The sequence below is a fragment of the Almyronema sp. genome (assembly GCF_052168255.1).
GTDB lineage: Bacteria > Cyanobacteriota > Cyanobacteriia > Phormidesmidales > Phormidesmidaceae > Sphaerothrix > Sphaerothrix epifaneia.
In genome coordinates, this window is sequence record NZ_JBQLZL010000099.1 from 1 (window position 1) to 13462 (window position 13462).

8 protein-coding genes are annotated in these 13462 nt (G+C 53.5%); 2 read left to right on the forward strand and 6 right to left on the reverse strand.

Annotated elements, in window-relative coordinates:
• A partial coding sequence (locus tag ACTS3T_RS20475) for an amidohydrolase family protein (RefSeq protein ID WP_462935501.1) occupies window positions 1-429 on the forward strand: 429 nt, incomplete at its 5' end.
• A 62-nt stretch (window positions 430-491) separates the two neighbouring features.
• On the opposite strand, the gene bcsA is transcribed toward ACTS3T_RS20475, so the two are convergent.
• Genes bcsA through ACTS3T_RS20500 form a run of 5 tightly spaced genes read right to left on the reverse strand, consistent with a single transcriptional unit; the run spans window position 492 to window position 11219 of the window.
• Complete coding sequence (gene bcsA, locus ACTS3T_RS20480; RefSeq protein ID WP_462935502.1) at window positions 492-3029, reverse strand: UDP-forming cellulose synthase catalytic subunit; 2538 nt, start codon at window positions 3027-3029, stop codon at window positions 492-494.
• A complete protein-coding gene (locus ACTS3T_RS20485; protein ID WP_462935503.1) occupies window positions 3029-5554 on the reverse strand; it encodes a cellulose biosynthesis cyclic di-GMP-binding regulatory protein BcsB in 2526 nt (841 codons plus the stop codon). Before ACTS3T_RS20485 ends, bcsA begins: the two co-directional genes overlap by 1 nt.
• 42 nt (window positions 5555-5596) lie before the next feature.
• Window positions 5597-6868: a glycosyl hydrolase family 8 gene (locus ACTS3T_RS20490; RefSeq protein WP_462935504.1), complete on the reverse strand. Its 1272-nt coding sequence runs from the start codon at window positions 6866-6868 to the stop codon at window positions 5597-5599.
• A gap of 3 nt (window positions 6869-6871) precedes the next feature.
• The gene (locus tag ACTS3T_RS20495; protein ID WP_462935505.1) at window positions 6872-9196 is read right to left on the reverse strand and encodes a tetratricopeptide repeat protein; all 2325 of its coding nucleotides are present in this window, start codon (window positions 9194-9196) and stop codon (window positions 6872-6874) included.
• Window positions 9197-9206: 10 nt separating this feature from the next.
• On the reverse strand, window positions 9207-11219 hold the full coding sequence (locus ACTS3T_RS20500) for a carbohydrate porin (RefSeq protein ID WP_462935506.1): 2013 nt from the start codon (window positions 11217-11219) through the stop codon (window positions 9207-9209).
• Window positions 11220-11342: 123 nt separating this feature from the next.
• Here ACTS3T_RS20500 and ACTS3T_RS20505 point away from each other — a divergent pair, with 123 nt between their 5' ends.
• Complete coding sequence (locus ACTS3T_RS20505; protein ID WP_462935507.1) at window positions 11343-12140, forward strand: hypothetical protein; 798 nt, start codon at window positions 11343-11345, stop codon at window positions 12138-12140.
• A 124-nt stretch (window positions 12141-12264) separates the two neighbouring features.
• Here ACTS3T_RS20505 and ACTS3T_RS20510 read toward each other — a convergent pair whose 3' ends face one another.
• The gene (locus ACTS3T_RS20510) at window positions 12265-13134 is read right to left on the reverse strand and encodes a hypothetical protein (protein ID WP_462935508.1); all 870 of its coding nucleotides are present in this window, start codon (window positions 13132-13134) and stop codon (window positions 12265-12267) included.
• Between the last annotated feature and the right edge of the window lie 328 nt (window positions 13135-13462).

Below are 13462 nucleotides of genomic sequence, written 5' to 3' on the forward strand. Positions count from 1 at the left end.
CATGTGCAAGAATCGCTGCAAGATGGGGCTGAGATTGCTGAATTTCCCACCACGCTAGAAGCAGCCAAAGCAGCCCACAGCCACGGGTTGCAGGTATTGATGGGCGCACCAAATCTAATTTTGGGCCAGTCTCACTCTGGCAATGTGTCGGCAATGGCGCTGGTCGAGCATCACCTGGTAGATATCATCTCGTCTGACTATGTACCGCAAAGCCTGGTGCAGGCGATGTTTTTGATTGCTCAAAAGCAGCAAAAGCCGCTGTATGAAGTCATGGGTTTATTCAGCTTAAATCCAGCTAAGGCCATTGGCTTAGACGGCGATCGCGGCAGTCTTGAAGTGGGTAAACGCGCCGATCTAATTACGCTACACGCCGATGGCGGGGTACCCCGGCTAACGGCTGTCGTCTGCCAGGGGCGACGGGTTGCTTAAGCCGCCGCCACCAAGCAGCAATTCAGGGAAACTGGCGATTTCAGCGGTTGCCGCCAATGGCTTTAACCGGGCAAAGCCCGCATCAGATGGTTGATCCGTTCGCCCTGGCGCACGTCTAAAACCTTAGGGAAAGAAAGTTCTAAGACAATCGCTTCGGCAGTGCGGTTGATTTCATCGACCTGAGCAATCAGCCGGGTGGCTTCGGTGGTGTATTCGCTGCTGATGAGCAAACCCACTGGTTGCCCTTTGCCTAAAATTTCAGGATGGATAATGGCTGAATAGTCATTGGGCAGCACCAGTTGTAACGTACGGCTGCTAATCTCGCGGGCGATCGCAGAGAGATAATGCCCCTGAGTATAGATCTCGGCGCTGGCTCGTACTCGCTTGCGAATTTGCATCGGTTCAATCGGCTGCGGATCGCGAAAGGCTCGCATCAGACTGGTGAGCAAAAACACGATCGAGGCAAAAGGCTTATCGATATTGGCTCGCTTTTGCGAATACCACTGATTCACGTCTGAATAGAGCACCAAAACCAGATCGTCTTGCTGCTGCGGCGTCATATTTTCAAACGTGATAGCAATGACCACCTCGTTGTCGCTACGGGGGACGACGCGGGTAATGCGACCGCTTAAAAACACCCGTGTTACCGTGTCGCCATGAATTTCGACCTCAACGCGATCGGCTAAATTGGGCCAACTGCTGAGGACAACCCGAGCGCCCGATTCACTAATATCTAGCGTTGTGCCTGTAAAAGTTTCGTTGCCAGAATGCAAAATAGTGGTCAGTTGCCGCGCTAAGCGATGGGCTTGGCGCAGTTGGGGTTGCTCTAGGGCTACGACAATAGCCGCCAGCAGCAGCCCCGTATTCACCAGGCACCAGGCAGCATTAATAATGACGGCGTCGGAATCTTGCAGACCGCTAATGATCCAGTAGGGCACCGTCAGCAGCGAAAACAAGCTGAAAAAACAAACCAACAGCAACAAATTAACCGAAGACCAGTCAAAAGAACGGCGCGTCACCTGCAACCCCTTTTCGGTAACGTTGAACGAACCCAAACGGGGATTAAGCAAAGCCATAAAGGTGACTAAGCCGTCTTGAAAAGCCAGCGCGTATTCAAAAATTTCGTTCCAAAACGAAAAGCGGACTTCTTTATAAACTACGTAGTTAGCATTCAGCGCCAAAACAATCGATGGCAAGGCGTAGGTGAGCGTTTCTACCCCCAAGCCGCGCACAGAGTTAATGCCAAAGAGCAAAAAGGCCATCGGCGCGATCGCATACATCAATCGCGGAAAACCAAAAAAGAAATGAGTCGTGGCTGAGGTATAGCAAATCCGTTGTGGAATCGTCAGCTTGCTGTTGAATAGCGGCCATTCTAGCCGCAAAATTTGAGCCATACCTCTTGCCCATCGCACCTGCTGACCAATATAGGAAGAAAATTTTTCTGGCGCTAAACCCGCCACCATAATTTTGTCGTAATAGACGGTTTCATAGCCCAATTCATGCAGCCGCAAAGCCGTATGGCAGTCTTCCGTCACGGTTTCTACCGCAATTCCGCCAACCTCTAGCAAATGACTTTTGCGAATAATCGCGGCTGAGCCGCAGAAAAACGTCGCATTCCAAAAGTCGTTCCCTTTTTGCAAAACCTTATAAAACAGTTCATTGCCAACGGGAACCTGTCCTTGGGTGAGCAAATTGCGCTCAAACGGGTCAGGATTGTAAAACCAGTGAGGTGTCTGCACCAGAGATACATTCGGATTCAACAAAAACCCTACCGTATGCTGCAAGATACAGCGGCTAGGGATATGGTCACAGTCGAGAATTAAAATTAACTCGCCTTCAGTCCGCAGCATGGCGTTGTTAATATTGCCTGCTTTAGCGTGATCGTTGTTGTCACGCGTCATCAGGCGACAGCCCAACTCTTGACACATTTGCCGCAGCGCTTCTCGCCGCTGTTTGTACTTCTCGGCGCGGCCATCGTCTAAGATGTATACTTCCTTTTTATCGCTAGGATAATCAATCGCTAAAGCTGCGATCGCGGTCTTACGCACAATTTCGACATCCTCGTTGTAGGTAGGAATGTATACATCTACCTTGGGCCACTGCGCCAGCGGCAGGGTCGTCAGGTCAATCGGGGTGCGCTCTCGAATGTGTAAGGTTTGAAAGTAGGCCAGCAGCAGCGTCATGATGGCGTAAAGCTCAGCAGCATATAGCAAAAGGCTAAATACCGCATTGAGCCAGTTGTCTAAATTGAGCGTATTAAACGTGCGGTAATACAGATAGCGCAGCGTCACTAGAATGCTCAACCAGACCAAAAGCAGGTGCAACCGTTCGCTGATGTGGGGATTTTGCTGGCGCTGTTCCAGCCAGACTAAAAACCAGCCCGATCCGATTAAAATAACCGCCAAAATAGCCTGTTGCAGTAAAGAAAGGGGCGTAATCACCAGCGGAATCGCCAGTACCAGCGCCAGCAGCAGCAGCCACACCAGATTAAAGCGACCATTGCCGCCTAGCGTCGCTTCTAACCAATCGGGCAAGGCGTTCACTAAACGCACAATCCAAAACTGAGAACCCACTGATACTGGGGTCGGTGAGTTAGACATTAAGCTCCCCCCGAATGACTAAACCGATTTAAGTAGAGTTGCGAAACCCCGTAAAACAGCAGCGCTATCAGCACCAGTCCACCCGGTATCAAAAACCAGTTTTGCTGTAGCAAAGCGATCGCACGGGTTAAGAAGCCCCGGCGGTCAATCGTGACGGGCTGGCTTTGCTGTAGCGTAGTCACCTGAAAGTTGTCGGTGACGAAAACAGCAGAATCTTCAGCCGTGCGCTGCACCAACAGCGTGTCTCCGGCTAGACGCGAAAACAGAAAGTCTTGATAGAAAACCTGCTGCACATCGGTTAGCCCCGCTTCCGTTTGCCCCGTTAGCCCCAGTAAAATGCGCTCTGGGTTCCAGGGCGAAATCGCTGCGGCAATGACGCCCGCCTCATCTGGGAGCGCCTGGACTTGGCTGCGTGCTTGGCGGCGAAGAAACTGTTCACCTAAGGCAAATCCAGTGGGCTGCTCAAATAGCTGTGGCAGCGGAAAGCGATCGCGGCTGCCAATACCAACTAGGTTGCTACGCTGCCGCGCGGCTTCCGGCAGACTCACAGCCGAATAAGCCCCCAACTTTACCGAGTCTGCTTGGCTCAGCCGCCCAAAGCGACTACTAGCCTGCAACAGGGTCAGCAATTCTGCCGGGTTGGGTCGCTCTGGCAAAACAAAAGTCATTTCAGCCAGATCCTGCGGCGCTGTGAGCGGGTAGCCCGTTTGCAAGAGGTTAAGATCGGGAAGCTGCACCAAACTGGTGCGGTTGAGCTTAAAGCTGCTGTCGCTATGCACCGTCGCCCACATTGATTGATCGGGAATATCGCCACAGCTTAAAGCGGTTCTTGGATAGGTAAAAAACTGCACTTCTAGGTTAGAAGCAGGCGTGACCAACTGCGGCGGAATGTTCACCGTAATCGAGTCGCTGCCGCCATTTACATTGCGCAGGCGTTCGCCTCCTAGCCCCTGACCATCTAGCCGAATCGACACGGAAGAACGGGCAGGATTGACGTTAGGGCTGTAGCTATAGCGCAGCGTAAAGGTACTGCCTTTGAGAAATTGATTACTGGGAAGTCCCTTAAAGGGAATTTGCACAGCAGGCGGAATCGGCAACCCGTTGACCGTCACATCTTCAAAGGGGGTTGAATCTGCTTTGCTGAGCGCCGAAAGCCGAAAACGGCTGACGTTCTGCGGTAAATAACCTGGCCAATCACGCGGATCGGGAGAATCTACCTCAGCGACTTCGCTGATGATGGCAGCTTGGCCAGTGAGCAACTGGCGATCGCTGGGCTGTACCAAAGCCTGCACCGCTTTTAAGACACCTCTAGCATCGTTGCCTGTCGCCACCAGCACAGGATGGCTGCTGTCGGCTGTCGTCGTCAGCAAAACCACACCAACGTTATCAGGCAACACCGCGCCGCCGCCGTCTAACAGTTGGTTGTTTTCGATGGCAAAGGGCAAAGCCAGACTCGCCAAAAGCGGCTGAGTAGTTGGGGTGCCAATAATCACCAGCGATTCGCCAGCGTTCACCTCATCTAGGCTTTGCACTAGGCGCGTTTGAATCGAGCGAAAGTTGGTGAGGCGAGCCGCCGCCGCCTGAAAGCGAGCCGCCGCCGTCATCCAAACATCGTCGGAGGTTTGCGGCTGCAAGTAGGTGAGGCGATCGGCATCTAAGCCCAAATCATTTAAGAAGGGATAGGGATAGTTGGCTAAATCTAGCGCGATCGCCTGTGGCCGATAGTTGATAATGACTTGAGAGTCGGGCAAAATTTCTGTCCACAGCGCGGGATCGGCTGGATCGCTACAGTCGGGAGAAGTGTGCTGCTGCACCTGCATCACGATCGTGTTGTAGTCCTGAATTACCTCAGGCGGCACCTCAAACAAGACATTGCCAATTTCATCGGCTGCCCGGTTGAGCGGAACACTGCCCAGGTGAATATTGTTCAGCCGCACCGTCAGGTTCGATCGCTCGGCATAAAGCGCCGGAGAATGGCGAAAGCGAATCTGCACCTTGGCCGAGTCTACCTGCCAATGGCGGGGACGGGTAAAGCCCAGCCGAGCTTGGGCTAAGATGCCTTCCATTTGCAAGGCATTGCCCACCACAGGGGAACGGTTAAACTGCAAAACATACTGGCTAAGGGCAGGCTGAGCAGCATTAGTAGCAGGTGGTTCAGCCGTCTCTGTTGCAGGCGGAGCGGGGTCAGCCGCTGGCGCTGGGGTGGGCTGAGCGGGCGTTGGGGTAGCATCAGCGGGGGTTCGAGGCGGGGCGGCGGGCTGGGGGCGGGGTTGCACCACGGGCGCTCGCGGTGCCGGACGAGGCGGGCGCACCACCGGGGCAGGAGACGTCGGCTGAGGTTGCGCATACTGCTGAATGACCGCATCTTCCTGATTCTCAATTGCTTCCTCGCTTTGGGCTTGTCCAGCCGCAAGGTGAGTTGTGAGAACGAGGCCAAGGCAGAGCAGACTCAAGCCCATCAGCCCCAGGCTTTTTAGCCGCTGGTGTTGTCTACTGGCGATGATTTTTTTGAGCCAAGCGATCATAGGACTAACCCGTTTAGCAAGTCGTGAAACAGTAAGCTGTGTTTAGAAAAGTTGCCGCAATTCAGTCAGCGGAAACAGCCCCAACCAGGCCAGATTTTGGACGTAGTAAACATCGCGACTGTCCCAAATTCCTTGCTGGTAGCTGGTGAGCAGTTTACGGCGGTAAAGGGCTTCAGCGATCGCTGGATCGACCGTTTGCCAAGCTGGATAAAGCATGGCGTACTGAGCCGTGGCTTCATAATCAACCAGTGGCTGACCCGCCGGACTCAGCACTGCCGGAATTTGCTCCTGGCTTTGCCAAAGCGTTTGTAGATAAGCCAGGTGGCTGCTGAGAAACTGCTGGGCGCGCGCTTCCTGGAAAATAGCCGCATCCCAAGCAACCCGCCACCAAACCCGGTAAGCATCAAAGCCATAGCGACTTTGCAACGGCGCTGAATCAGGCGCAACCTCAATGGTTTGCTTTGCTAGATCTAGCATCACCCAGTCCAGCGGCAACCCCGGCGGCGACAGGGTTTTGGTTTGATGCAAAATTGCGTAGCTGCTGTCTACCAGCGCCATCCAGTCATGCTGGGGCTGATCATCCACTGTGGCAAACAGCCGAAAGGCATAAGGGGCAAAATAGGAAGGATTGAGATAGATTTTGCCCGGTTGAGGTTGAAAAGCCGCCAACGGCCCCGGCAACAGGTAGTGAAGGGTAGCCGTAGACTCAACCGCTGGCAGCGTCAGCGTAGACTGAGTCCACAAGTCCGCCAGTTTTTTACGGGCTAGATCTAAATACTCAGGCCGACGCCAGCGTTTATCCGCCAGAATTAAGGCAGTAATGGCATCAATATCCGCATCGCTGGCAAAGTTGGCGTCTTGAATGCCCCAACTGCCATCCGGGCGCTCGCCCCATTTCCAAGCCCACAGGTGATCGGTGCCATCGGCGTCGTTCGGCAAAGGCGATCGCCTCAGGTTGTTTTCTGCCCACTGCAGCGTTTGCTCAAACGTTGCCGGATCGTCAATTAAAACCGCCCGCAGCATGGCGTAGGCTTGCCCTTCGGAAACAGTGCGGTTGTTGCTTTCCCAATCAATTACCCGACCGTCAGCTTGAATAAACCGCTGGCGATAAGCCTGCCAGCTTTCAGCCAGCAGCCCCGTTTCAGCCCTGGCGAGGGTGGCTAAATCAGAAGTTTCAGCCACAGGGGTTGAGGCTGCCGACGCGCCAGAAGACGCCGAAGGGGTGGGTTCTTCCGTACAGCCCAGCCCAGCCACTAGCACCGCGCCACTCGCCAGCAGAAAAGATAAACGCAGCAAAATTTGGCTCAAACGCATCGGCTAAAATCGCTCCCAATAAGGTTGAATACCCCGCTGCTGTAATAAGCTTTCACCAATTTGCTGAATCTGCTCAGCCACCTGAGGACTGTAGCTGCCCTGCGCCTGCTGGGCTTGTTGCCAAGCCCGCAGTTGGCTAATAGCGCTCAGCGGTTGTCCTTGAACGGCATTTAAGGCAGCTAGCGAGGTGCGGGCAGTGCTGTTTTCAGCATCTAGCGCTAGGGCTTGCTGATACAGGCGATCGGCTTCGCTATAGTCACCCTGTTGAAACGCTAGCCCCGCTAAAGCCAGCAAAGCATCCAGGTTGTTGGGCTGCTGCTGGCGAATAGCCAGGTAAGTTTGGCGGGCTAGGTCATAGTCGCCCGTTTGCTGGGCAATTTCACCCTGAATAAAATACAAATCTACAGCGCCAGGATTTTGAGCAATGAGCTGAGCAATTTGAGCTTGGGCTTGTCTGGCAGAGGTGGCTGCTAATACCTGCAGCGATCGCAGTTGTAAGCCCGTATTGTTCGGCGTCACCGCCAGCAATTGCTGATAGAGACTGGCCCGACTCGCACTAGGCGGTAGCACCGCAGCCAGCGTTGCCAGCGCCGCCGAGGGGCGATTGCCGACAGCTTGCTGGAGTCCTTGTTGCAGCACGGCTTCTGCCTGCGCTTCACTCATTAGCCCCCCCTGATAGGCCACAACGGCTCGGCCAACCTGATAGGAAAAATCCTGCGGGTTTTCGGCAATCAGTTGGTTATACAGCGCGATCGCATCGCCCCATCGCCCTTGACTTTGGTAAACCGTCGCTAGCCCCTGGGCAGCAGCGTTGCGATTTTGCCCCGTTGGCGCAGTATTTAGCAGCGCCTGGTAGCGTTGAGCACTTTGAGCCAGATTACCTTCGCGGCGTTCAACTTCGGCCAGTAAAAGCTGTGGCGTGGCCGGGTCTTGGCTACCAGCAGGGGTTGCTGCGTAGCTCGCCAAAGCCGCCCGCGCGTTGGCATACTGCCCTTGCTGGCTATAAATTTGAGCGATGCGAAAATTCAAAAAGGAATCGGTTGTTTCAGCCGCCGCTAGACTCTGGTACAGGGGCAGCAGATCAGCCAGCGGCGGATCTAGGCGGCTCAGGCTGCGAGCCATATTTCGCACCTGCACCGGATCGTTGGGCAAGTTGGGAAAGGTGCTGCGAACCTGCTGTGCCAAACTGGCCTGACTCAAGTTACCCAACTGATAGGCCAGAATTTGTTGCTGCAAGCTCAAGCTCAGATCTTCAGGCAGGCTTTGGCTAAGCTGCTGGGTGAGCTGTAGCGCCAGGGCTTGCTGATCGGGCAAGCGGCTCAAAACGGAAATGGCCTCTCGCTGTAGGCCAGGGGTGATGTCCAAGCCGCCTGTTGTCAAGACATCCCGGTAAAGAGCGGCTGCCGCTTGGTTGTAGCTTTCTTGGCCGCTGTAATCGCCAATGGCAGTCAGCGCCCGCGCTAAAATCAAGCGAGAATCGGCTCGTCCCTGCAAGGGCTGTATCAGCGCCAAAGCAGGCTGAAACTGACGACTGGCCGCATAGGTGCCAGCGAGGGCACCCCGCAGCCGAATCTGCTGTAGATCAAAGGCGGGGGCTTGGCGCAACGCTTGTTCGAGCACCTGGGTAGCTTGGGCGATCTGGCCGCTATCGCGCAGGGCTTGCCCATAGGCGATCGCGGCATCACCTTGAATTTGGCTACCAGTGGCTCGATAGCGCTCAAACAATCTCAACCCGGTGACATAATCGCCGCTAAAGGTATAGGCTTCAGCGGCGGGGCGCAAAATGCTCGGCACAGACGTCCGTGGAATGACTTGGGCATAGTCGGCCAGCGACTGAGAAAACAATCCCTGGTAGTAGTAAAGTTTGGCGCGCTGCGCTCTGGCTTCTAAAGCAGCCGGATCAATTTGCAGCAGCCGCGTGAGCGCCTGAATGCCAATGGGCTGCCAATCGGCTCGAAATTCGCCTAAATACCCCAGCGTGTTTAGGGCTAGCTGATTGTCTGGATCCAGCGTCAAAATCTGCTGATAGGTCGCCAGCGCTTCAGCATCTCGACCAGCGCGACGGTAGGCAATTCCCAGTCCTAAAAGCGCTTCTAAATTGTTGGGGCTTTGGCGTAACAGATTGGCAAAAGTGGCGATCGCTTCATCTACCCGGTCTTGGGCTAAGAGGCTATACCCCTGAGCCGCGCTGTCGGGTCGAGTTTGAGCTTGGGCAGGCACCGCAGCCAGCATTATCTGCGCTACGGCGATCGCCACCCCCCCCATCACCCATCCTTTAGTCCCCCATTGCCGGAATTGAGCCAGCTTTAAGCGATAAAATTGTTTCATGCTAGCCCCCTCAGTCTATTGATAGGCTAGGTGCCAGGTCTAAATCGCCCCGGATCCGAAAACCCGCAAAAGATTCACTCAACGAGTCTCGCTGTTGAAACGTAAAACCAGCGCGAATATTAGGAATTAATTCAAAGTCATAAAAAACTTCCAGCACGTCGGGCGTGCGACCATCGTCAGGCGTGGTTTCTAAATTGCGCCCGTAGGCAACGCCCAAGCGATCGCGATCGGCAAAAATATCCAAAACGTTAAACCCAAAGCTATAGGTATCTGCCTCAAAGTTGTTGCTGGCATTATCGAGGCGGCCATAACGACCAAAAAGCCCCGCATTGAGTTCAGGAATAAACAGCTCCGCGTTGACACCGTAAGCTTCTAAGCGATCGCCCGTGTCTTGAAACTGAGTATCTCTGGAGCTGACAAAGGTGCCGCGCACAATCAAGTTGCCCGTACGCAAACCCACCTCACCTGCAAACCCATCAAGGGCAAAATCATTAATGTTGGCAGAAGAAGAAAAAACAGCCGCATTTACGGCAATGTCGTCAGTGACAGCCCACTGCACCAGCCCCGCCGGACGAGAAGCGGTGACGTTAGCCCCGGCAATCAGCGCCGGATTAGTTTGAAAGGTTGAATTAAAAAAGTCTCTAGAAATGTCTTTGGCAAAGCTATTGCGATCGAAATACGAAGTCAAATCTAGCTGTCCAAAGCGCAATCGCAAACCGGGCACGCCCGGTAAAGAACCCGCCAAATACAGCTCTGTCAACTGTGCCCCATCATTATTGGTCAAGTCATCACCCGTCACCACATCTAACGCCCCGCCTACCAGCACAGTCGGCGTCAAAAATGCCGCCCCACTCACCCTGGCCCTAGCCGACGACTGATCACCTTGAAGAACATAAAGCCCCTGCAAAGTCAGGCTAGGATCGCTTAGAGGTTGGCGATCGAGGTCGGCTTGAGGGGGCGTCAACCCCGGACTTTGCGCCACAGCAGGGGCACTGATGGGGGGTGAGGCTATCCCCGGAGCCGCCGGAGCCGCCCCAGCGGGTAGTATCGCCGGATAGGTAAGGGCATTAGCGGGCGCTAGGGGAGCAACCCCGGACGGTACCCCTGGATAAAAACCAGCAGGCAAACCGGGCGGAACGACAGGCGGCGGACTGGGTAAAGCTGGAATGCTATTGGGATTACCGGGGGCTACGGGTACTGCCAGGGGTTGATCAAAACCGGAATTTACCGGAATTTGAGACGGATAGTAGCCTTGAGGAATTTGAGCAGGCGGATATTGACCGGGATAAAGCTGTGGCTGAGAACCATAGGGCTGAGCGATCGCTGGGTTGAGCGGCGGCGCACCGGAGTTGAACGGTTGCCCCGGTATGCCATAGGCATAGCCAGCATAACCATAGCCACTGTTAGCCCCTACGTTCCCTCCAGGCACTGTCCCCGGTGGCCAATTCCCAGGCTCGGCAGCACCATAGGGAATAGCGCCAAAAGCCGGATTAGGCACCGCTGCTTGAGGTACCCAAGCCGGATAATAGACCAGCGGCCCGTTAGTAGGAACCCCCAACCCGGCATTACCGCCCATCGGGGCGGCTGGCATCCCGTAGGGCAGCCAAACCATCACCCATGCCCCCGCCGCTCCAGGCGGAGATCCCATACCCGCTGGGGGAGTAAAGGGCAGCGCTTGAGCCGTATTCCAAGGCACAGGGCTGCCAGCCGGAGCGCTGTAGCTATTCGGAAAGAAGCCGACAGGCGGTGCAGCAGCATTGTTTGCAACCCCGCCCCCATAAGGGGCAAAACTGGGCAATTGAGCCACTTGATAGCGAGTCTCAGCCTCTACTTCACGGGTCGGCAGGTTGGGCGAAGACCCCGCTGCGACAAGATTCTCAGCCGTCTCTCCGCCGCCAGATAATTCTTCCGGGGTTGCCTGCGCCACCCCGGTATAGCTAAAAAAGCCGCCAACCCATATCACTAGGCAAACAAACCTCACAGGTAATTCGCCGTTAGCATAAAACTTGTATAAAAAAGGCATAGAGGCTGGATTCTCCAAAATGAGAAGGGGGCGCTACTTTTGATCCAGACACCGACAACTCAGTGATCAACCATTGGACTACTATCGATAGGTTTCCACCGAAGCGTCATCTCCAATATACGGGTGCCAAACTCTTTCTTCTTCGTTCCGGCTACAGTACTTTCAGGCAAGATTATGAGTCAATTTTTTGTTTCCATCCTGCTCCTGCTGTTGATGCTGGTTGCATCCGGTTGTAGCCGTCTACAAAGCACCTGGAGTCATTTCGCTAGCCCCATCGCTGTGGTTGATTTAATCATCAACGACGTCAAAGTGACTCAGCAATCTGGAAACATCAGCCTTGAGGGAATAGCCTCCCTGCCGGATGGAACTCAATTGGCTGTTTCTGCTGTGCGTGTCTTAGATAATACTCCGTCCCGTGATCCTTCCAGTAAAAATCCTGCTTATGCTATTCTCGATCGTCAGTTTGTGACGATTAAAGACGAGCAATGGCAGGCAGATCTTAATCTATATGAAGCCAATGCTAGCGGTGTTTACTTCGAGAATTGGCAGCTTAATAACAGTCAGTTACTTGAAAAGCTAGCACCCAATCCAGCTATCTTATTGATGGTGACGCTAGAACCCACCAGTTTTTCTCCAGCCATTAGCGATCTTTTAGCCAATGCTGTGATCAACGGCGGCAGTTCTCAATTGAGTTACACCCTTGATGGAGAGCCTTATTTACAAATTAGTCGCTCAATTGTAAGGGAAATACCTTCAGCAGCTAATCTGCAAGCCGATGACTCAGCTATCTCTAAAGCCGATGAAATGTGGCAAAATCGCTCTAATTACAATCCCACAGTTGATGATGTTAACGATGGGTCGCAACTGCCCTTTGCAGAAGAGGATAATTTGCCGCTGCCTGCCGTCAATATGATGCAATAAAAATGCGAGCTTGCAGTAGTAGCTTAGTCAAAGAGAATAGCGACTCATTGCTATTGATCGTTTGCTAAGCCAGTAGGCAGGCTTGAGCCAACAAACAGGGGTTGAATGCGGTTGACCTGAGGAGCTAAGCCACCATTTGACTAGAGCCACCCGCCCGCAAGTCTTCTACTTGAGCTGCCAGGTTGTGCAGTTGATAGAGGACTAAATCAAACTGATTGTCAGCAACGGGTTCTAAGTGGCGAGATGCATGGATCGACTGCTTGCCCAGGTGGCCGTGAGTAAACGCAACGGCAGGTAATGGCTCTGGCGCTGTGGCTACCGTCGCTTCACTCTCGGCGGCAGAGGGGGCTTGCTTGGTCATTACCTGCATAGCCAACTCCTGTAGCCGCTGCATGACCAGCTCAAACTCTTCTTCGGCCGTTGGGCTAGGCTGCGCTTTGGCCTCGCTTTTGGGCGCTGCCGGAATGGCAGACAAAGGCTTTTTCTCGCTGGCTGAAAAGCCATGCTGGAAGGCAAACGTCTGAGCCTGATTCCAAAAGGCCGGAGCCGCAGACTTGGCGGCAGCAGCTTCAGCCGCCGGAGCCGAAGCAGAATGCGCCGTTATAGCTGTTTGCGGTTCTAGAAAGCCTTCGAGGTTTTGGGCTTTTAAGCGGACATCGGAGAACTTAATGCGTTCTAGCTCAGCTTGATAAGCTGACAAATTGCGTTCTAGCTCTGATGATTTAGCTTTTTCTGCTTCAGATTTGCTAGCGGCTGAGCGCCAGCCACTAATCCCTAAAATGCTGGTGCCTAAAGCAACGCTAAAGACCCCTGCGATGCCCAAATAAGGCCCCGCCAAAGCGCTAATTTCAGAAGCAAAAACTGATTTATTTTGCATTTGCACTTCGATCGGTTGAGAGCGAAACAGGGCTAGCGGCGCAGTAGCCACTGTAAACAAAGCACTACTAATGCAGACAGAAGAAATAAGAGCTTTTTGCAAGGGCGATACGGTCATAGATCTTTCCTAATCAAGAATAATGTTCAGATACCACAACTCAAAAGTAGAGAAATAACGGCTAAAAAGTACACCCACGATTAGGTAAATGAAAGTACTGAAGTCCGTTTTAACGCAGGTTCAATCTGAACCCAGTTGAGTCCATACTGGCCTGAGTTGTGAGTATCCTTTAATCAATACTACCGACAAAGGAAAACCCGTGTGTTTGCATCATGTGAAAAATGCATCTGGTGAGTAAAGCTTGTATAAATACTCTGCGCGATACTACGCGTCTAAATTGAATAGGGCTTTTTAGCTATCTAATTTATCCGTGTATATTGCTACTCGC

Excerpts from the sequence above, each read along its gene's own strand:
- ACTS3T_RS20510 (WP_462935508.1), bottom strand. The coding sequence starts at position 13,134 with ATGACCGTATCGCCCTTGCAAAAAGCTCTTATTTCTTCTGTCTGCATT.
- ACTS3T_RS20500 (WP_462935506.1), bottom strand. The coding sequence starts at position 11,219 with ATGCCTTTTTTATACAAGTTTTATGCTAACGGCGAATTACCTGTGAGG.
- bcsA (WP_462935502.1), bottom strand. The coding sequence starts at position 3,029 with ATGTCTAACTCACCGACCCCAGTATCAGTGGGTTCTCAGTTTTGGATT.
- ACTS3T_RS20495 (WP_462935505.1), bottom strand. The coding sequence starts at position 9,196 with ATGAAACAATTTTATCGCTTAAAGCTGGCTCAATTCCGGCAATGGGGG.
- ACTS3T_RS20485 (WP_462935503.1), bottom strand. The coding sequence starts at position 5,554 with ATGATCGCTTGGCTCAAAAAAATCATCGCCAGTAGACAACACCAGCGG.
- ACTS3T_RS20490 (WP_462935504.1), bottom strand. The coding sequence starts at position 6,868 with ATGCGTTTGAGCCAAATTTTGCTGCGTTTATCTTTTCTGCTGGCGAGT.